Annotated in this window: 20 protein-coding genes; 2 read left to right on the top strand and 18 right to left on the bottom strand. The window is 61.9% G+C overall.

The features are described from left to right. On the bottom strand, nt 1-1,009 hold a 1,009-nt coding region (locus Q6E04_RS02010), incomplete at its 3' end, for an IMP dehydrogenase (RefSeq protein ID WP_303249154.1). Between the two features lie 306 nt (nt 1,010-1,315). Between Q6E04_RS02010 and Q6E04_RS02005 the strand changes: the two genes are divergently transcribed. Both Q6E04_RS02005 and Q6E04_RS02000 read left to right on the top strand, forming a co-directional pair. Further along, a complete protein-coding gene (locus Q6E04_RS02005) occupies nt 1,316-2,749 on the top strand; it encodes an aminopeptidase (protein WP_303249153.1) in 1,434 nt (477 codons plus the stop codon). Nucleotides 2,750-2,913: 164 nt separating this feature from the next. Beyond that, entirely contained in the window at nt 2,914-4,716 is a 1,803-nt protein-coding gene (locus Q6E04_RS02000) for an ABC transporter ATP-binding protein (RefSeq protein ID WP_303249152.1), read from the top strand. 83 nt (nt 4,717-4,799) lie between these two features. Here the strand turns inward: Q6E04_RS02000 and Q6E04_RS01995 are convergent, their stop codons facing one another. The 17 genes from Q6E04_RS01995 to nrfD (Q6E04_RS01915) form a co-directional block, all read right to left on the bottom strand. After that, nucleotides 4,800-5,708 (bottom strand): diacylglycerol kinase family protein, encoded by a 909-nt coding sequence (locus Q6E04_RS01995; protein ID WP_303249151.1) that lies wholly within the window; start codon nt 5,706-5,708, stop codon nt 4,800-4,802. 234 nt (nt 5,709-5,942) lie between these two features. After that, a complete protein-coding gene (locus Q6E04_RS01990; RefSeq protein ID WP_303249150.1) occupies nt 5,943-6,422 on the bottom strand; it encodes a rhodanese-like domain-containing protein in 480 nt (159 codons plus the stop codon). A 56-nt stretch (nt 6,423-6,478) separates the two neighbouring features. After that, nucleotides 6,479-6,982: a metallophosphoesterase family protein gene (locus Q6E04_RS01985; RefSeq protein WP_303249149.1), complete on the bottom strand. Its 504-nt coding sequence runs from the start codon at nt 6,980-6,982 to the stop codon at nt 6,479-6,481. A 2-nt stretch (nt 6,983-6,984) separates the two neighbouring features. Then, the gene (locus tag Q6E04_RS01980) at nt 6,985-8,934 is read right to left on the bottom strand and encodes a DUF3825 domain-containing protein (protein ID WP_303249148.1); all 1,950 of its coding nucleotides are present in this window, start codon (nt 8,932-8,934) and stop codon (nt 6,985-6,987) included. 197 nt (nt 8,935-9,131) lie between these two features. Beyond that, entirely contained in the window at nt 9,132-9,602 is a 471-nt protein-coding gene (rlmH, locus tag Q6E04_RS01975; RefSeq protein ID WP_123198208.1) for a 23S rRNA (pseudouridine(1915)-N(3))-methyltransferase RlmH, read from the bottom strand. Between the two features lie 36 nt (nt 9,603-9,638). Continuing rightward, nucleotides 9,639-10,049 carry a pyridoxamine 5'-phosphate oxidase family protein gene (locus tag Q6E04_RS01970; protein ID WP_303249147.1) on the bottom strand — a complete coding sequence of 137 codons (411 nt, stop codon included), beginning with the start codon at nt 10,047-10,049 and terminating at the stop codon, nt 9,639-9,641. Between the two features lie 14 nt (nt 10,050-10,063). Further along, nucleotides 10,064-10,612 carry an NYN domain-containing protein gene (locus tag Q6E04_RS01965; protein ID WP_303249146.1) on the bottom strand — a complete coding sequence of 183 codons (549 nt, stop codon included), beginning with the start codon at nt 10,610-10,612 and terminating at the stop codon, nt 10,064-10,066. 35 nt (nt 10,613-10,647) lie between these two features. Continuing rightward, nucleotides 10,648-11,409: a 23S rRNA (guanosine(2251)-2'-O)-methyltransferase RlmB gene (rlmB, locus tag Q6E04_RS01960; RefSeq protein WP_303249145.1), complete on the bottom strand. Its 762-nt coding sequence runs from the start codon at nt 11,407-11,409 to the stop codon at nt 10,648-10,650. Between the two features lie 376 nt (nt 11,410-11,785). Next, nucleotides 11,786-12,484 carry a molecular chaperone gene (locus tag Q6E04_RS01955; protein ID WP_303249144.1) on the bottom strand — a complete coding sequence of 233 codons (699 nt, stop codon included), beginning with the start codon at nt 12,482-12,484 and terminating at the stop codon, nt 11,786-11,788. Between the two features lie 20 nt (nt 12,485-12,504). Next, nucleotides 12,505-12,933, bottom strand: coding sequence for a DUF4405 domain-containing protein (locus tag Q6E04_RS01950; protein ID WP_123198277.1), 429 nt, complete (start codon nt 12,931-12,933; stop codon nt 12,505-12,507). 5 nt (nt 12,934-12,938) lie between these two features. Continuing rightward, nucleotides 12,939-13,298 (bottom strand): hypothetical protein, encoded by a 360-nt coding sequence (locus tag Q6E04_RS01945; RefSeq protein ID WP_303249143.1) that lies wholly within the window; start codon nt 13,296-13,298, stop codon nt 12,939-12,941. A gap of 93 nt (nt 13,299-13,391) precedes the next feature. Continuing rightward, the gene (nrfD, locus tag Q6E04_RS01940; protein ID WP_303249142.1) at nt 13,392-14,621 is read right to left on the bottom strand and encodes an NrfD/PsrC family molybdoenzyme membrane anchor subunit; all 1,230 of its coding nucleotides are present in this window, start codon (nt 14,619-14,621) and stop codon (nt 13,392-13,394) included. A 13-nt stretch (nt 14,622-14,634) separates the two neighbouring features. After that, on the bottom strand, nt 14,635-15,255 hold the full coding sequence (locus tag Q6E04_RS01935; RefSeq protein ID WP_162843077.1) for a 4Fe-4S dicluster domain-containing protein: 621 nt from the start codon (nt 15,253-15,255) through the stop codon (nt 14,635-14,637). 2 nt (nt 15,256-15,257) lie between these two features. Beyond that, nucleotides 15,258-17,801 carry a molybdopterin-dependent oxidoreductase gene (locus Q6E04_RS01930; protein WP_303249141.1) on the bottom strand — a complete coding sequence of 848 codons (2,544 nt, stop codon included), beginning with the start codon at nt 17,799-17,801 and terminating at the stop codon, nt 15,258-15,260. Between the two features lie 254 nt (nt 17,802-18,055). Further along, nucleotides 18,056-19,003, bottom strand: a complete 948-nt coding sequence (locus Q6E04_RS01925; protein WP_123198217.1) for a slipin family protein — start codon at nt 19,001-19,003, stop codon at nt 18,056-18,058. Nucleotides 19,004-19,064: 61 nt separating this feature from the next. Continuing rightward, nucleotides 19,065-19,532: a GntR family transcriptional regulator gene (locus Q6E04_RS01920; protein WP_123198218.1), complete on the bottom strand. Its 468-nt coding sequence runs from the start codon at nt 19,530-19,532 to the stop codon at nt 19,065-19,067. Then, nucleotides 19,510-20,532 (bottom strand): NrfD/PsrC family molybdoenzyme membrane anchor subunit, encoded by a 1,023-nt coding sequence (gene nrfD, locus Q6E04_RS01915; RefSeq protein ID WP_303249140.1) that lies wholly within the window; start codon nt 20,530-20,532, stop codon nt 19,510-19,512. Before nrfD (Q6E04_RS01915) ends, Q6E04_RS01920 begins: the two co-directional genes overlap by 23 nt. Between the last annotated feature and the right edge of the window lie 3 nt (nt 20,533-20,535).

Here is a 20,535-nt window from a genome sequence, read left to right as displayed (position 1 = left end):
TGGTCGCGGTGGCCTGGCCGCGGCCGATGCCCTTGGTCTCGCGGGTGATGCAGATAGAGCCGCCGCCGATGCCGACCTTGACGAAGTCTGCGCCGGCCTCGGCGAGGAAGCGGAAGCCTTCGCGGTCGACGACGTTGCCCGCGCCGATCTTGACGTCGTTGCCGTAGTGCTCGCGGACCCATTCGATGGTCATCTTCTGCCAGTCGGAGAAGCCTTCGGAAGAGTCGATGCACAGCACGTCGGCGCCGGCCTCGACCAGGGCGGGAACGCGCTCGGCGTAGTCGCGGGAGTTGATGCCTGCGCCCACGATATAGCGCTTCTCGGCGTCGAGCATCTCGAGCGGGTTGTCCTTGTGGGAATCGTAGTCCTTACGGAAGGTCATGTAGACCAGGTGATCCTGGTCGTCGACCAGCGGAAGGCTGTTGAGCTTGTGGTCCCAAATGATGTCGTTGGCCTCTTTGAGGGAGGTCTCGGCGGGAGCCACGATGAGCTTCTCGCGCGGGGTCATGAAGTCGCAGACCTTGGCGTCGAGGGACATGCGGGACAGGCGGTAGTCGCGCTCGGTCACCACGCCGAGCAGCTTGCCGTTGGGCTTGCCGTCGTCGGTGACGGGCATGGTGGAATGGCCCGTGGCCTCCTTGAGCTCGAGAACCTGCTCAAGCGTCATATCGGGAGAAAGGGTGGCGTCGCTCACCACGAAGCCGGCCTTGTGCTGCTTGACGCGAGACACCATGGCGGCCTGGTCTTCGATGGTCTGGTTGCCGTAGATGAAGGACAGACCGCCTTCGGTGGCCAGAGCAACAGCCATGCGGTCGTCGGAAACAGCGGCCATGATGGCGGACACCATGGGGATGTTCAGCGAGAGAGGGCACTCCTCTTCGCCCTTGCGGTAGCGGACAAGCGGCGTTTTCAGGCTGACCTTGGTCGGGATGCAGCTGGCGGGCGTGTGCCCAGGGACCAGCAGGTACTCGTTGAAGGTGCGCGAGGGCTCCTCGTAATAAAACGCCATGTGGCTACTCCTTCGTGTTCGGGGCTATATATGACCGGTTATTATAGGCCTCGGGCGGCGTTTTAACATACCCCCCGGCGCAAAATCGGCCGTTTCCGAAGTCGTGCCACACGAAAACAGCACCAATCGCTTTAGGGAGCTAAAGCGATTGGATGTAAAAGGGCCGAAGAAACCGATGCCGACGCATTCGGAAGTCCGTGTGAAAGATGGAACTTGCCGGAAGAGCTCCGAACAGAAACGCCGCGAGCCCTCGCGTGCTATACCATGCTCGACATAACGAAACGCCGTCCTTGAAAGCAGGAAACCATGGAACACAGAAACGCCTGGCTCTCCTACGACGAGGCAGACCTCGCCGCAGTGGAATCGTTCGCGACCGACTACAAGAAGTTCATCAGCGAGAACAAGACCGAGCGTGAATGCGCCGCGACGGCCGTCGCCATGGCACGCGCAGCCGGCTACGTATCCGTCGACGAAGCCCGTGCGGCCGGACGCACGCTCGCAGCCGGCGACAAGGTGTACGCCGAGTGCTTCGGCAAGTCGGTCATCTTGGCGCAGATCGGCCGCCGCCCGATGGAGGAGGGGCTCAATATCCTGGGCGCCCACATCGACAGCCCGCGCCTGGACATCAAGCAGAACCCGCTCTACGAAGCGGGCGGATTCGCGCTGCTCGACACGCACTACTACGGCGGCATCAAGAAATACCAGTGGGTCACCCTGCCTTTGGCCATCCACGGCGTGATCGCCAAGAAAGACGGCAGCGTCGTCGAAGTGAACATGGGCGAAGACGAAGGCGACCCCGTGTTCTGCGTCACCGACCTGCTGGTGCACCTGGCCCAGGACCAGCTGCAGAAGAAGGCCTCCGAGGTGATCGAAGGCGAAAACCTCGACATCCTTGCGGGCAGCCGTCCGGCGAAAGCCTCCGAAGCGGCCGAGAAAGCCGCGGACGCGCAGATCGACGAGCTGGAAAAGCTGACCGAAAAGGAGCCCGTCAAGGCGCTGCTGCTTTCGATCCTCGCCGATAAATACGACATGGAGGAAGCGGATTTCCTTTCCAGCGAGCTCGAAGTGGTTCCCGCGGGCGCGGCGCGCGACTGCGGCTTCGACCGCTCCATGGTGATCGGCTACGGCCACGACGACCGCGTGTGCGCCTACCCCAGCCTGATCGCCCAGCTCGAAGCGGGCGAGCTCGATAAGACCGGCGTATGCATCCTCGTCGACAAAGAGGAAATCGGCAGCGTCGGCGCCACCGGCATGACCTCGATGTTCTTCGAGAACACCGTCGCCGAGATCATGGACCTGGCCGGACAGGCGGGAGATTTGGCGCTGCGCCGCTGCCTAGCCAACTCCAGCATGCTCTCCAGCGACGTGTCCGCAGGCTTCGACCCGTCTTACGCGAGCGCCTTCGAGACCAAGAACGCCGCGTATCTGGGCCGCGGCGTGGTGTTCAACAAGTTCACGGGCAGCCGCGGCAAGAGCGGCTCCAACGACGCCAACGCCGAATACATGGCCAAGATCCGCGCCGTCATGGAGAAGGGCGAGGCGGCGTTCCAGACCGCAGAGCTGGGCAAGGTCGACATCGGAGGCGGCGGCACCATCGCCTACATCCTGGCCAAGTACGGCATGAACGTCATCGACTGCGGCGTCGCCGTGCTCAACATGCACGCGCCGTGGGAGGTCATCGACAAGGCCGACCTCTACGAGACGCTCAAGGCCTACCGCGCATTCTTGAAATACGCGTAAGCGACGCACGGCTGAAGCGTTCACGATCGCGTTCGGGGCGGAATTCGCACATGCGGGTTTCGCCCCTTTCTCATTCGCCGCACCGCGAAACGCGAACGAGCCTGCCGCCCTATCATGATTTCCCGATAAACCCCGCGACGCGCGCATGCGCAGAAAGGAACGTCGTGTCCACCATCCCCTCCCGCAAGCCGGGCGAACCCGCCAATCCTTCCGTCTCGGGCGGACAGGTGTTCAAGAAATTCATCGGCTATTACAGCAAGTACAAGTTCCTGTTCTGGTTCGATCTGGTATGCGCCACGCTTCTCGCCTGCATCGACCTGGCATTTCCCCAGCTGCTCAACTTCTTCACGCGCGATTTCTTCCTGCAGCCCGCACCCGTGGTGATGGGCGCGCTCGGCCTGATCTGCATCGGCATGATCGCCCTGTATCTGCTGCGTACGGGCTGCCAGTGGTTCATCGCCCGCTGGGGCCATGTCATGGGCGCGCGCATGGAGGCCGATATGCGTTCCGACCTGTTCGACCAGTACCAGCGCCTCAGCTTCTCGTATTACGATAAGAACAACACCGGCGAAATGATGAGCCGCCTGGTCACCGACCTGTTCGACGTATCGGAGCTCGCCCATCACGGCCCTGAGAACATCTTCATCTGCTCGCTGAAGATCGTCGGCTCGTTCGTGCTGCTGTTCTTCATAAACGTGCCGCTCACGCTGATCATGCTGGCCTGCACCGTGGTCATGGCGGCCTACGCCGCATGGACCAACTACCGCAAGCGCGTCATCTTCACCGAGAACCGCCGCACTATGGCAGGCGTCAATTCACGCATCCAGGACGCCCTGGGCGGCATGCGCGTGGTGAAATCGTTCGGCAACGAGATGCTCGAGGCCGAGAAATTCGCGCGCACCAACCGGATGTTCGTGGACACCAAAGAGCGCTCCTATAAGTTCATGGGTCGTTTTCATGCCGTGAACTCCCTGTTCACGGGCCTGCTGTATACCATCGTGGTGGTCGGCGGCGGCTACTTCATGGTGCAGGGGCAGATCCAGCCCACCGACCTGGCGATCTATGCCCTCTACATCGGCATCTTCCTCTCGCCGATCGAGCAGCTGATCAACTTCGCCGAGCAGTTCCAGAAAGGCTACGCTGGATTTCGCCGCTTCGCCGAAATCATGGCAATCGAGCCGGCCGTGCAAGACAGGCCCGAAGCGGTCGACCTGGAGAAGGCGGCAGACGCGGGCGTGCGCGGAGATATCCGCTATGACGACGTGACGTTTTCCTACGACGGCACGACCGACGTGCTAGACGGCTTCACCCTGCATGCGCCCGCAGGCAAGACCACGGCGCTCGTCGGCCCGAGCGGAGGCGGCAAAACCACCACGTGCTCTTTGCTGCCCCGCTTCTACGACGCATGCGGCGGGCGCGTGACGATCGACGGCGCCGACGTGCGCGACGTCACGTTGGCATCGCTGCGACGCACCGTGGGCATCGTTCAGCAGGACGTGTACTTGTTCGACGGCACCATTCGCGACAACATCCTCTACGGCAACCCTGCAGCGAGCGACGCCGAGGTGATCGAAGCGGCCAAACGGGCGAACATCCACGACGCTATCATGGAATTCGAAAACGGATACGATACCTACGTGGGCGAACGCGGCGCGCGTTTGTCGGGCGGACAGAAGCAGCGCATCTCGATCGCGCGCGTATTCCTGAAAAACCCGCCGATCCTGATCTTGGACGAAGCGACGAGCGCCCTCGACAACGAAAGCGAACGCCACGTGCAGGAATCGCTGGCGGAACTTTCGAAGGGCCGCACGACGCTCGTGATCGCGCACCGGCTTTCCACCATCCGCGGCGCCGACAAAATCGCCGTCGTAGACGACGGACGCGTAGTCGAAGAAGGCACGCATGACGAGTTGATCGCCCTCGGCGGCACCTACGCCCGCTACTGCGCAATGCAGTTCGGGGTGTAATCCGTTCCGAAAACCCGATGCTCCTGCACTGACAAGGCCCGGCATGCCGGGCCTTTCTCATACATGGACATGGAAGACCAGCGCTACCGGCGCGCTTCCTTGAGCGCGAACATGCGCAAGGCGCCCGGCTCGACGCTCAACGCAACAGGCAGCCGAGGGCCCTCGTCTCCGTCCACGCCGCACGATAGCTCGGCGTCCAGACAGGTTATTTCGAACGATTTCGCATGCAGATACAGCACCTCGCGGCTCTTTTCGAGCGTGCGGGCAAGGGCGTGCGGCGCCAGCGAGAACAATGCGGGAAGCGATGCGCTTTTCAGCGCGATCAAATGCAGCAGGCCGTCATCGAGACGCGTCGGCACGGAGGATGTGAATTCGTTGGCCAGCGCATTCGCCGAGAACGCGACGAACGACCCGATGTCTTCGACCGTCTCTTCGCCATCCGCCACGATACGCAAGCGATAGCGACGGTCGTTGCCCACGCGCAGCAGCTCGCTGACGACATAGGCCGACAACCCGAACCGCGTCTTGAAATCGGAAGACACCTGGCGAATGCCCTCGGGCAATGTGCCGCCCGTCACGGTATGGGCGAACGACGAGCCGTTGACGAATGCGGCGTCGAGGGCGACCGTTTTCGCGAAATCGAAAGCCTCGACCGCCTGCACGGGGTCGGAAGGAATCCCCAGCGTACGAACGAATCCGTTGCCGGTTCCCGCAGGAATCGGATTGAACGTCGGCATGCGGCCATAACGCCTCCGTCCCTCGAACAGGCCTTTCATTCCCAATCCGACGGTACCGTCGCCGCCCATGACGAACAGCGCATCGACGTGCGCGCATGATTCGCAAGACCAGGATTCGACGTCGGAAGCGCGGCGGGATATGCGGCATTCGACGCGATCGAACGCCTCTTCGAGAACGGGAAGGATGCGCCGGGCGGAAACGGCCCCATCGCGGCGGCCCGAGTCGGGATTCACTATCAGCAAAGCCTCCCCCATGCGCGCCCTCCCTTCCGCACGTCGAACCGCTCCTCGGCATACGGGTGCGGCGCTCGCGAATTTCCGTCATTGCGACCTTATCCGCTTCCGATGCCCGCAAGCAAGAAGAATCGGCCGAGGGAATCGAACGGAAACCGTTTCGACACCGATTTGACACCTCGCAAGCGAAAACCAGGGCGCGGATACGAAAAAGGCCCGTCGTTCGACGAGCCTTTCCCCAAAGCGAGCTTCAGCCTAGCAGCCGCATCCGCAGCTATTGCCGTGTCCGTAATCATGGCCGCAGCCGCAAGAAGCGGACGCGTTCTCCTGCGCGACGTTACCCGACGCTGCAAGCGCCGCCGCCACAGCGCGCTCCTCGTCGGTGGTCACCACATCGTAGGGCCATTCGGCAAGGCCGCCCGCATCGTAGACGTTCACGTAGCCGATAGCCTCCATATGCTCCGTCGCGCGGGCGCTGCGATCCCCGTTGTCGCAATACAGCACGATCGCCGAAGCGTCGTCGGAAAGCTCCATGCCGCGCACGTTGGCGATGGCGTCGAGGCCGCGCTCGCCGAGCGCCTCGTCATAGAGGCAATCGCAGATGTCCTCCGCGGCCATGCAGCCTGCACCGGGAATATGGCCGGCATCGTATTCTTCCTTCGAGCGCACATCGACCAGCAGCATATGCGGGTCGTTGGCGATTATCTCCTGCACTTCGGCAGCATCGAGTTTCATAAGGACTCCTTCGTTCATTCGTTTCGTAGAAACGCATTTTCGCTCGAAAGGCGCGGCTAACCGTGCATCAGCTCGACCAGGCGCGCACCTTGCACCGCGCCGTCTGCGATCGAGATCTTCGCCACGCTCGGCGCCGAACCGCCGCGCGGACGCGACACCGAACCGGGACACACCAGAAGGCTCGCAGGAAATGCCGCCTTCCCTTTCAGGATGCGCGGCACATGCGTATGGCCGTGCACGGCCACTTGAGGAATCGGATCGCCCGGCCGAAGCGCCGATGTGCACCCGCGCAACGCGCGCTGCAAGTCGTCGGGCGTATGCGTCACCAGAAAACGCACGCCCCCGATAACGGGCGTAGCGAACCGGTCGACCGACCGCCCGTATTCGCGGCAGTCGTTATTTCCCAGCACCGCCGTCACCGGCGCGAGCGTTTCGAGCTCGGCCAGGATACCGGGGCCGCAGATGTCGCCCGCATGCACGATGAAATCGCAATCGGCCAGCTCGGCGAAGGCGGCCGAGGGCAGCACGCCATGCGTATCGGACAAGACGCCCACGAGCATGCCTATTCCTCCTCGTCTTCCTCGTCGGACGCATCGATGATCGACGCAGGCGACAGCCAATCGATATACGGACGGCACAGCAAGCGCGCGTCCCGGTAGGCCTGCGCCATGGTGACGATGGTCTGCCCCTGGTAGTTGCCCGATTTCTGCAGCTCGACCACGAGCGCCACGTCAGGAGCGGGCGAATCGGTCAGAATCAACGGCAGCAGCAGGTTCATGCTGTTCGTGCGCGGGTAGTATGCGGGAACGGCGGTCTTGTAATTCCAGCGCACCTGGCGCTTGGCCACGTCGATCGCCGCGTTGATGCTCGTGCTCAGACGATTGAACAGACGCGTATCGTTCTCGATCACGGCGCGCAGCTTCTCGAAGCGCTCGCCGCGCGCGCCGTCGGAAAGCTCCTCGATGCCAGCCAGAATGCCCAGGCATTCCTGAGACGACGCCAACTCGTCGCGCAAGAAGTTCACCGGCAGCCTATGCACGTTGTCGACCACGATATGATGCACATCGCACACCACCTCGCGATCAAGGTCGAACAGCAGGTCCTCTTTGCGCTCGAGATAGCTGGCGGGCTGCGGAAGCGGATTGAGTTCGCGCACCAGGCGCTTGCCAAGCCTGCCCGTACCCGCCGTGCAGAAACCCGAGAACGACCACGGATAGCGCGCCTCTTCGGGCTTTTCGGGGTCGGACGGCTCGAAGCATGCGTAGATATCCTCGTAGTGCTTATCCACCAGACCCGTGTTGAATACGGCGAAATCCTCATCGGAAGAAAAGCCCACTTTGTCCTCGAGCGTCAGACGATAGAAGGTGTAGCGGATGTAGTTGTGCAGGATGTCGAACTTGCGCGTATTGGCGTCGAGTCCGGCACCGCTGAAGTCCCACGGCTCATCGAGGGCCAAGTCGGCCAGCGTCGCCAGAAATTCCTGCCACGTTCCCAGGTAGCCGAAGCGCTCGAGCGCCTTGCCGGGAATGACGCGGCGGGTGCGCCGGGCGTCAGGGCGAGACGAGGCGCTGGATTGGGCCTGCGCCGCTCTGCTTGTCGACACGGCCTTCGAAGAACGGCGACGCGACGAGGGCTGCGCGGCATCCTGCTTCTTGTCGTCCTTTTCCTCGGAAGACGCAGACGCCTTGCGGTCGGACTCGGCCGCCTTGGCGGCGGGAGTCTTTTTCGCCTGGTCGGAGGCGTTTGCCTTAGCGTTTTGCGAAGCGTCGTCGGCCGCTGCATCCTGGTCGTGATTGCCGCAGCCGCGCCCGGGCCTCGGCGCGCTGCCCGTCTGAGCGGAACGACGCACCGAGGTCTTGCCCGGCTTCTGCTCCTCGGCCTTTTCAGGCTGCTCATCTTTCGCCTGGTCAATATTAGTATCTATTTGATTGTTAGTACTATTTTTATCTTTATCTTTCTTATTCGCTTCTGCTTTATTTTTCTTATCTTGTTTCTTTTCAGCGTCAGCAGGCTCTTTTATATCGGCTTTCTTCGATTCACTATCGTTACCATTTGAATCATTAGTATCTTTTTGATTGTTAGATTTCTTTTTTTCTACTTGGCTATTTTGCAGCGCCTTATCCTTTTTAGAAACCCCATTCGTAGAATGGAAGGGGTCCTCGGACGGAGCCTGGCGGGCAGGCTCTTCGCCCTCCTCGCTTTCGGCAGACGCCGCTTCGTCGACGGCAGGCGCCTCGCTTTCGTACTCTTCGAGCTCGTGCAGGCAGAACATCGACTGGGATACGCCGCCGATTTCCTTGGTGGACAGGCTCACGAAATCGGACATCTCTTCGAGCATGGGCTTCAGCTTCAAAAAGCCGTAGTCCTCTCGGTTGATACCCTCGCGCACGAAGCACCACCCCAGGCTTGCCAGCGGATAGTCTTCGTCGAAATCGAACTTCTTCTTCAGCGCACGGTAGATGAACCGACGGTCGTCGTCGGACATGTGCGGCTTGGCAGATTTGCGGGCCATGCGGCCTCCTATCGTATGGAATGAACGGCGAAGCGCTCGCTCCGCCGGAATCGGACATGCGGCCATCATACGGAAAACGCGCGTCCCCGTTCGTCGATGCATCGAAAAAGCGGAGAGCCGTGCAACGGGCCCGCAACGAACAAGGCGCCGCGCATAGACATGCACGGCGCCTTGGCGGAAACATTCGTCGAGCGCGGCTATTTGTGATAGGGCTCGCCACGGCTGATCTTGAACGCTCGATATATCTGTTCGAGCAGCACGACGCGCGCGAGATTGTGCGGGAGCGTTATCTTGCCGAACGACAGGCATTCGTCGGCGAAGTCGTGCACGCTGCGGCTCACGCCGCCCGATCCGCCCACCACGAAGGTGATGTCGCTTATGCCCGAAAGCATCAGCGCATCCATACGTGCGGCGATTCCTTCGCTGGAAAGCTGCTTGCCGCCCACGTCGAGCAGGATGACATGCGAATGCTCAGGCAGCGCCTCGAGGATGCCCTTGCCTTCGGTTTTACGCGCGCCCTCTTCACCTCCGCATTTAGCAGGGTCGCGATCGGGAATCTCCTCGATGGTCACCTTGGCGTACGCCTTCAAGCGCTTCATATACTCGGCGCATGCCTCGACCCAGAATTTCTCTTTCAGCTTGCCAACGGCGATTACGTGGATTTTCACGACCCGGCCTCTCCTTTCGTGTTCGTGCGCACGATTCTATCCGATAGGCATGCGCTCCACAACGAGGAACGCCATGGTGTAGGGCGTCACGCGCGGCCAGCCGCTCAACGCCTCGTCGCGGCGAGGGTCGCCCTCGCGCAGGAGCTCCAGACGCAGACGGGCGCCGCGATAGCGCTCGGCCTTCGAGGCGCCCCGAGCGTCCACCTCCTCGTAGACGAGCACGCATTCGCCCGTGCGCTCGATGTTCTCGCGCGTCCGATTGGGCGCGAGCGTCATGACCACATGGTCGTCGTCGGCCATCATGGGAACGAACACGGCGGCATTGGGCGTGCCGTCCTCGTTCACCGTGGCCACCACGGCGGCGCCTGCCACGGCCGCCATCGAGTCGGCGAGACATTTGCCTTCGAGCGTGGTGAACTTGTCCGTTGCGGCATAGTGCTGAGACATGGCTGCCTTCCTTCCTACAATGCGTCGCGCAAAGCGGCGAGTTTCGCACGGACCGACGGGTCGAGCCGCTCGCCGACCGTGTTCTTCACGGCCACGCGGGGATGCTCGTCCAGGTCGTATTCGTGATGGTTCACTTCGACGGCGTGGCTGAAGCCGTTCGCGCTCATGCGGTCGACGCCGAAGCCGAACACGGTGTTCTGGATGGTGGCGTCGCTGGTCACCACCATGGTCTCGATACCGCGTTCGCGGGCATCGCGGCTCAGCTTCTCGATCACCTTGTCGGCGGAATCGCCCGCGCGCGAGAACATGATCCTCACGCCGCCGATTTTTTCGCAGGAGCCGTCGGAGAATTCGTTGCGGGCGCCGTCGAACACGATGACCGCCTCGCAATCGCGGCCGGCATAGGCCACCACATCGTCGATCAACGCCTCGCGCGCACGGTTGAACGCATCGTCGGCGTAGTCGGGATTCGGTCCCGCATCGCGCAGATGGCGGTAGCGGGAGCCGCTGCGCAGCACGTTGTAGCCGTCGACGATCAGCAGTTTCCTTCTCTGTTTTGCCATTTGTATACCTGGTTTCTTTTTGATACCTGGTATTTTTACGCCTGTGCCTTCACGTGGCACTGACGCATCCACTCGTACATGACGGCGGTCGCGGCCTGAGCCACGTTGAGCGAGCCGACCTTGCCCTCCTGGGGAAGCTTGGTCAAGAAGTCGCAGCTCTCCTGCGTCAGGCGCGACAGACCCTCGCCTTCGTTGCCCATGACCAGGACGATCTTGCCGTGCAGCGGCGCTTCCCACACCGTGTAGTGCGCCTGCTCGCTGGCGCCCGCGACCCAGAAGCCCGCTTCTTTGAGCTTCTCGAGCGTGGAGGCGATATTGGGAACCTGGGCGCACGGGATGTGGTTGATAGCGCCGGCGGAGCTCTTGTACGTGGCGGCCGTCACGTGCGCGCTGCGCTTGTTGGGGATGATCAGGCCCGACGCGCCGACGATTTCGACGGAGCGCGCGATGGCGCCCAGATTGCCGGCGTCGGTGATGTGGTCGAGCACCACGACGAGCGCGTTGCCGTCATGCTCTTCGGCATGCTGCTCGGCGGCGCGCAGGATGTCCTTGAAGCCCGCGTAGCGATACGGACGGGCCTCGGCCATGACGCCTTGGTGACTTCCGCGCGCGCTCAGCTCGTCGAGCTTGCGGCGCGTCACCGTTTTCACGGGCACGTCGAACTGACGGGCCTTGCGCAGAATGTCTTTGACCTGGCCGTCCTGCTGCAGGTTGTCGGCCATCAGCACGCATTTGACGGGCATCTGGGCGCGCAGCGCCTCGATGACCGGGCGTTTTCCCTCGATATAGTCTGCCATGATGTTCCTATCGCCTTATTCCCCTGAGCGGCCGGTGCGAGTTTTCGGCCGCGTATCTTTCAAGCGCCTCGAAGGACGCGAATTCGTAACGGTTGATTATCGCATGTCCCCATAAGGAAAGGGCCCGCAATGCGAACCCTTTCAAGAAACCCATGTCGAAACGCCGTGCGCGACATCGTGCGCCCGACCGCAATCGCGATCCTCCGGCCGCAATTGTCAGGCAGCGACCACGCAGTCACGAGCACGCGACCGCACAGCCGGTTAAACCGTACAACCAACCGCAGCCTTTCATCCGCGTCCATCCAGCCACGCCCGCAGCCTCCTAACCACGGCCGCCCAGCCACGCCCGCAGCCTTCCGGCCGCTACCGCCCGGCTTTACCGGGCGGAAACGAAATCACGCAGCAGACGCGCCGCGGCACGATAGAACACCCGCGACGAGATGCGCTCCACCTCGCACGCGAAATCGCACATCCACATCGCCGGGTGCTCGTCGAAAAACAGTTCGAACGCCGTCGCTGGCGAACCGCCGGGAAGATCGGCCAGGGCAACGCCGCATGATGCCGCGTCCACCGCCCCCGATTCCACGCTCGCAAGAAACTGCAGCAGCTCAAGCTCGGACGAAACATGGTCGAGCGATTCGTTCGTGCCCTGAGGACGACCCAGGCCGCATGCGGCGCAAAAGCGCTCGACGGCGATGGCGGGGGGGCTGACGAAAAGCAGCGGGGCCGCATGGGTGCGCGCCGCCGCCCAGACGCTTTCGTACGGACTTGCCGCAGGCGTCGGCGGACCGACGAACAGCCGCGTCGCCTCCTGGCGCAGCGCATGCAAAACGGCCTCGGGACCTTCGCCTGAATCCGCCCGCGTCAGCTCGCCGCACTCCGCATCGGCGGCAAACCCCCACGCACGGCGCAGCTCGTCCAGCGCATCGGCCCATTCGCCCGACGCGATCGGCATCACGGCGCCGCGATCGGGATAGCGAAATGAAAACGCAAGAAACTCGCAGGTCGTGGCAACAAGGCCCCAATCCGTCACAACATCATGCGACCCTGCGGCCCCACAAGAAACGCTTTGCATGTGTTTACCCCTTTCCCCCGTCATCGCTTCGACACAACGGCCTTCATCTTCGGCGCGAACAAGACGACATGTACCAAAGCAAGCGCCATGAACAACTGCGCCGAAAACGCATGGACAGGCGCCCAGAAGAAAAACCCTCCGGCATACAGGCCGAACGTCGGCAGCACGGCACCCGACACCATCAGGCCCGAAACCGCGCAAACCGCCAGATCGACGAAGATCGCCGCATTCAACACGAACGAAAAAGCCTTGCCCGCACGGCGTTTGCGAAATCCGTTCTGGAACAGCCTGGCGCCTTCCTCGTGGCGCGCCGCCACATGGACGATCACCGCAACCGCGAACACAAGCCCCGCCCATTCATGCACGCCATAGCCAGTCGAATCGGGAAACATCAGCGCGATCGCGCCCGCGGCAAGCACGACGTCGAAAACGAATGATCGCATACTCATCGATGTCACCTCGACTTTCTTACCATGACGATGGCGATGCACGCGAACATGGCGGGCACCAGAAGCCACACCATGAGGCTGACGCCCGATGCCCGGCGGTAGCCGTCGGAAAGGGCACTCCACGCGTGGCAATCGACTGACGCGCAGCCATCTTCCGGGCACTTCATCTCATGGATGCCGTCGGGTGCGGGCACGTTATCGAACCCGTGGCATTGCCCGGTGGCGCACCCCTGCACGACAGGGCATTCCGATTCGGCCGTAATGCCCGCAGGTGCGCTCACGGCGTCGAGCGCGACATCGGCCGCGAAAAACGACAGCAGGCACGCCGCCGCGAAAAGAGCCGCGTAAGCGAAGATTCGCCTCATCGCGCCATCACCTTCCCTTCAGACAGCCGAAATACAACCGACGAACCCGCGCGTCGCATGCGCTCACACAAAACGACACGCGGGTCTTTTCGCCTATTCGGCCGACTTCAACGGAAGATGCTTGATGCCCAGAAGCAGCATCAAAACGCCCAGGGCGAACACGCCGGCGACGACGCCGAATTCGATCGGCGCAGGCGCATACACGCTATTCGCATACAGGCTCGCAAACGAGCCGTACGCATCGTAGCCGCCAAGCGCCGCATGATCGGTCAAAACGGTGGGCATGTCGAGATTAGGAACCTGGAACCCGCCTACGATAAGCTGCACGCGCTTGCAGAAGATGCCGACGATGGCCAGCACGGACGCCACGATGAGCAGCGCATTGGAGCGCAGCTTAGGCGTGAAGCACACGACGGCACACGCGATGCACCCGATAACCTCGACCCAGAAAAAGGGGGCGAGCACGCCGCTCGTGAGCATCTCCACGATGCCCACGCCGCCTTCGGAAAGCGGATAACCCGTAGTCAGAAGGTCGCATCCGAAGAAATACAGGTCCACGCACACGAACGCGCCCAGAAGCTTCGCCATCTTGACGAGGTTGTCGTCGGCCACGTCGAAATAGCCCGCCGCACGCAGCGCGATGACGACGGCCAGCACCAGGGCGGTTCCGCACACCAGGGCGGAGCTCACGAACCACGGGGCCAGAAGGGCGGTATGCCAGAACTCGTGGGAGATGTTCAGTCCCAGAATCCAAGCCGTCACCGAATGGACCAACACCGCCACCACAAGCGCGACCACGCTGATGACGCGCAGGGCCACCGCGCGCATCTTGCCTTGCTCGAAGCGGATCTGCGCCCACAGATAGAAAAGCGAAAGCACCAGATACGTTCCGATGACCAGCACGTCCCACATCAGCGGACTGGTCAGGTTGGAGTACACGAACAGCTCCCACAGACGGATCGGCTGGCCGAGGTCGACCACCACCAGGCCGATCGCGCACACGGTGCAGCAGATCGAGGTCCACACGGCGACCTTGCTGATGCCGCCGAAGCCCTTGATGCCGAACGCCTTCGGCATGGAGCTGATGATCAGGCCGCCCGCGGACAGGCCGACGAAGAACATGAAGGACATGATGTAGAGACCCCACGAATCAAGGTCGCGCATGCCCGTCTGGATCATGCCGCCCGAAAGCTGGACCATCCACAGCGCGATGCCGGCGACAGTGATGACGGCGGACACGGCAATGGCAATATTGAGGGCCTTGCCCGCTTTGCAAGGCGCCCAGGTCTTGGCGGCGGATGCCGCCTGCTTGTTGTCAGACATTCTTTCCCCTCGCTTACACCAGGTAATACACGGACGGAGAGGTTCCGCTATCGGGAAGGAGCTGCATGTATTCGCGCTCCCTGATAAGCTTGGACACCTCGGAATCGGGATCGTCGAAATCGCCGAAATAGCGCACGCGTGCGGGGCACACCTCGATGCACGCGGGCTGGAGCCCCTGCGCAAGGCGATGCCAGCACATGGTGCATTTCTCCACCGTGTGCTTCTGATGCTTGGCAACGCTCACATCGCCCATATCCTGGCCGATCGCATACACGGGCTCTTCCCAGTTGAAGCTGCGCACGCCCGTGTAAGGGCAGGCGGCCATGCACATGCGGCAGCCGATGCACTTGTCGTAATCCTGGCGAACGGCGCCCGTGGCCTCGTCTTTATACGTCGCGCCCACAGGGCACACCTTCACACATGCGGGGTTGTCGCAATGCTGGCACGAAACGGCGATGTTTCCCATGGAAAGGTTGGGATAGGTTCCCTTCGGGGTGTCGCGGTTCTCGCCGCCTTCGGTCAGGATGCGATTCCACCACACGCCGTCGGGCAGGTTGTTCTCCACCTTGCATGCAACGGCGCACGCGTGGCAGCCGATGCACGACTTCTTATCGATGACATATCCGAGACGCATCGCTATTCACCCTCTTCGTTCCACACGCGGACCTCGCAAAGCACGTCCATGAAATTGTTGTTCACGCCGAACACGTCGTATTCGGTGGAGCTGAGCTCAGACCAGCCGCCCGCCTTGTGCTGGTAGCGCTGCCATCCCTTGGGATAGACCAGCGTGCCGGGACGAATGGCGTCGGAGAAGACCGCCCTGGCAACCGCCGTTCCGCGGTCGTTGTAACATTCCACGTAATCGCCGTCAGCGATACCGCGCGCAGCCGCATCAGCGGGGTTGATCCGCACGAACGGCTCGGAATCGAGCTCGCGCAGAAGCGGCGTGCTGTACCACTGGGAATGCACGCGATAGCGAGGACGCTCGCTCATGAGCACCAGCGGATACTTCTTGTACAAGTCGTTTTCGGGCCATGCCTCCAAAGGCGGGAACCAACGCGCCATGCGGTCGCGTTCCACCTCTTCGGGCGTCGGGGTCTTGCTGGAAAGCGCGCGCACCATGGGCATTTCGCGATAGAACTCGAAGCGGCCCGAAGCCGTGCCGAAGACGCCGTCCTTGTAGGCGATATGGGGCTCTTTTTCGGCGTCGCCCTCGATGAAGCGAATCTGCTTCTTCTCGCGCAGCGCATCCATGCTCACGCCGACCATCGCGCACGTGTCGCAGTCGAAAAGCTCCTCGAGGATTTCCTCGTTGGACAGGGTGAAAAATTCGCCCAGGCCGAGCTTTTCGGCCAGTTCGGTGATAATCTGGGTGTCGGGCTTGCTCTCGTACAAAGGTTCGATCGCCTTCTCGCTGTAGTTCAGCGAGAAGCACTGGCCTGCGTTGGCCACCTCTTCGAGCTCGAACCACTGCGCCACGGGAAGCACCATGTCGGCATAGCGGGCCGAATCGGTCATGACGGAATCGGCCACCACCACGTAATCGAGCGACGGGATGATGCCGTCGGTCCATGCGTGCGTGTCGGTGTGGGTGTTCAAGGGGTTGGCCGAATACATCCACAGCATCTTGATCTTGGCATCCTGGCCTGCAAATTTGCCGGTCTTGGCAACGTTGGCGAAATCGACGCTGGGAATGCTCAGGCCCGTGCTCGCGCCGGTCGGCGCCTTATAGGCGGCGTTGTCGCCCATGTGGATGCCCCAGTACGAACCGTACGAAGCGCCGGGCTTGCCGAGGTTGCCGACAAGCGCGCAAAGCGTCAGGCCCGCCATGGTGGTGTGGCCGCCGTTGTTGTATGCCTGCGGGCCGTAGCCCTCGTAATGAAACACCGGGCCGTCGATGCAGACGTCGGCCAGATACTCGATGTCTTCGACGGAAACCTCGCACAGCTCGCTCGCCTCTTCGAGGCTATGCGACATGATTTCTTCCTTCAACAGCTCGTATGCCGTGCGGCATGCCACGCCGCCAAGGTCGTACGAACCCTCGATCGCCACGTGCGTCGGATCGGACTCCGTCAAGGGAACGAGCGCGCCGTCGACGAGCACCATATAGGGGTCGTCCATGACCTCCTGGCCGGTCGTCGGGTCGATCACGCCGGTTGCAACGGGGGCGATGCCGGTGTCGCTGCGACGGACGAACATGCCCGTGTCGCTGCGCACCAAAAACGGCGCCACCGTATGGTCGCGAAGATAGACCTCATCCTGCGCGCCGCGCTCCACGATCACGCGCATGATGGCGTACTTCAAAAGCGTGTCGCTTCCCGGACGGACGGGAATCCACTTGTCGGATTTCGATGCGATCTGCGTGTACGTGGGATCGATGACGACGAGCTTGGTGCCGCCCTCCATCGCCTCTTTGATGTGATGCCAGTTCTGGACCTGCGCATCGGTGATGTTGGCGCCCCACACCATGATGGTCTTGGCGTTTTTGGCATCGGTGGGCTCGTTGCCCTCCCACATGGCCAGGCCCATCAACGGAGTGATGTAGAGGCCGGCAACCGCCTGCATGCCGTAGAAGCTGCCCATGTCCAAGCACGGCGCGATGCTGCTGGCATTGAGGATGTTCTGCAAACGGCCGTAGGCGCCCGTGATGCCCGCCGACTGATTGCCCGAAGCGGTCAAAAACGCGAGCGCGCCTTCGCCGTATTCGGCCTGGGTCTTCTTGATGTTCTCGGCGATTTCGGTCAGAGCCTCATCCCAGCTGATGCGCTCCCACTGACCCGCACCGCGCTCGGTTCCCTGCACGCGACGCATGGGATACTGAACACGCTCGGGGTCGTAGATGCGATGCACGTGCGAAAGGCCGCGCTGGCAGATGCGGCTGTAGCAATCCTCGTTGTACGGCGCGCGAGACGTCTTGACCACCTTGCCGTCGCGCACATGCACGTTCAGATGGCAGAAGCCGAAACAGTTCGGCCTGCATACTCCTCGAAAGATCGTTTCGCCCTCGTTGTTCGGCTGTCCCGCAACGAATTCCCCTGCAACCTGCGGCAGCCCCGGCTGCGATTGAGCGCATGACGTAAGCGAGACGGTCGCCGTCGTTCCGGCGGCAACCGCGGCCGTCGTCTTCAGAAAGCTTCTACGCGTGATTGTGCGAGAGCCCGCATTCTGTTCCGCTGCCAATGTTCCCCCTAACAAAAGATTCGAACCGTCCGCTTCAAAGGCGTTGCGTTGCGCATCGCGACGACCTTTCCCCTGCGGACGTCCTCCCTCACGCAAGCGGCGCTTGCGTCCTTGACAAGAACCAGCTGATTCTTTTGTCATAGGTTGTCATACATACAGGGGATATTCAAGGATTGAATAGGGCAATATATGACAATGATTATTCTATTTTGAGTATGATCGACGAAAAAACGCCTGAAGAAACGCGTCTTATCCTATTTCTTCGCGCCGTCGCCCACGAATCCGTCGGCAAAACTGCTCGGAAGCACGAGCGTGCCGCCCGATTCCTCCATGCCCTCGCACGCAAGATGCATGGTACGCAGGCGCATCGCAACGTCGTTGGCGTCGTAGCTTTCGGAGGCGTCGGCGAGCATGGCGGATATATCCTGCTCGGCCTCGGCCAGCACGATGCGTGCATTGCGTTTGCGCTCGGCAACGGCCTCGGCGGCCATGGCCTTTTGCAGCTCCTTCGGAATGACGATGTCGCGCACCTCCACGTCGATGATGTCGATGCCCCAAGGGGAAAGCTTCTGTTCGATGCGGTCTTTCAACTCGTCGTCGAGCTGCTCGCGCCGCGTTGCCAGCTCCGCGACGGAAATGCGGCCGATGGCCTCCCTCATCGAGGTCTGGGCCACCCACGAAACCGCCGTCACGTAGTCCTCCACCTCCACGGCCGCCTTCTCGGGGTCGAAGACCATCCAGAACAGGACCGCGTCGACATTCACCGGCACCAGGTCTTTCGTGAGCGTTTCCTCGGCGCCGAAATACACCGACGCCACGCGCTGGTCGATGCGCACCGTATAGAACTCGACGATGGGAATGGTGAACACGATGCCCGGCCCCGCAACCCTGTTGAACCGGCCGAAGCGCATGACCACGGCCTTCTCCCATTCCAAAACGATATGGATGGAATTAGACGCGAGAAGGCCCACGAAGCACGCAACGAGCAGCGCCGCCAGGCCGATGCGCCCCGCCACCAGCGCCCATGCCGACGCCACGATCGCGAAGGCGAGCGCGAAAACCGCGATGGAAAACACCGTTGCGCCATTGCGGGTGGTTCTCCTGCGTTCGATCTGCGGCATGGACGGCGTGCCGTCGAAACGAAGGGGGCCGCAAGCGCCCTTCTGCCTTGATTCCTTCTGCTTGCGAGCTTTTTTGCCCATCGTCTCCCCTATCCCCGCCTGATCGGCATGTTCAATACGGCATTGCCATTCGTTCGAGCGATCACGCGCCACGCGACGCATGGCCGCAGTCTGCGTCGTCGAAGCGGACGAACCGCACGCCTCCCTTGGCAGGTTCACCGCCTGCTTGCGCGTCCCGTTGCTCCTTGATGGTTTTCAGAATCTGCCGCTCGGCGTCGTCAAGCGTCATGCCCACCTCGAGGCAGCGCTTGAGGTATTCGCGCGCCAACCCTTCGGACACCGCAGAAACGGACACGTCGCAGCGTTCGCTCACATCGGCGACGAAGGCCCCTTGCCGGCGCTTCGACACGATATAGCCGTCCTCTTCGAGGCTGCCGTACACCTTGCTGACCGTGTTGTAGTTCACGCCCACCTCGGCCGCCAGGCCTCGCACCGTGGGAAGCTGGTCGTCCGTTTTATAGTATCCAGAAGTAATCAAGTATATGAAACGATTTTTCAGCTGCAGCCATACGGGAAGGCTGCTCTTCTCATTGACCTCGAAAAGCGCCATCTTCTGTCATTCCAATCGAATCCGAACCAAACGCCGACGCGTTTCCACGCGCATCTTCCTGCGGATACGCAAGCTGCATATCCTGCCATTGGGCGGCTTCCACGATGGACCATCTCAGGCACCATCCGCCGAGCAAAATCAAAACCCCCACGAAAACACAGGCAAGAGAACCTTCGAACCGAAGCGAGGGGAATCGCGACGCAAAGACCTCGCATGCAAAGGGAATCGCCAGCCCGCACACGACAAATCCCGCCCACCAGGCAGCACAGACGCTCCCATCCGCGAACAGAGACGCACACAGCTGCCACCACGGCCCGTCTTTTCCCGCAAGAGCATCGACGATGAAAAGACCCGCGAAAAGCGTCTCGCACGCGATGGCGCCCAGGTCGATGAGAAGCAGCCTGCGCACGAAGGGCCGCACGAACGCCGATTCGCCGACCACGGTGGCAACCACAAGGATGACGGCGCATCCGCACGATGCCGACGAGAAGAGAAACAGCGCAAGTATCCACCAGGAATGCCACAACTCGATCGCGGGGCCGACGCTCACAAGCAGCGCGCCCGTGTAGACCATGACGAACAACGCCGCGACCATCGTGACCGTTTCAAGAAGACGGATGGCTTTCCGAGGCCATGCCATACCGTCGAAAAACGCCGCGAAGCACAGCAGCGCACCCGACGCGAGTAAGACGGCCAACGAGAAAACCCCGAACGTGATAAACGATGCCGAAGGGGTGAAGAACAGCAAGGCCAAGCGGTCGATGCGCCCCAGGTCGAACACGAGGCAGGCCACGCCGAAAGCGACAAGGCCCTCCCCCGCAAGGAGGGAAAACGCCTTAACGCGGCGCAGCGAATCGCGCGCATTCGCAGCACTCGGCAAGCCTGCGTGACCCGCAAGAACATGGCCTTTCGCAAACACGTCAAGAAACGACACGAGGGAAAGCACCCCCGCGCCCGCGCCGCCGAAGAAAAGATATGCCACCACAAGATCGCTGAACAAAGA

It is taken from the genome of uncultured Slackia sp. (genome assembly GCF_959608125.1).
Taxonomy (GTDB): Bacteria; Actinomycetota; Coriobacteriia; order Coriobacteriales; family Eggerthellaceae; genus Slackia.
Note: the sequence above shows the minus strand (reverse complement) of the source record. Positions and strands in the feature narration are given on the sequence as shown.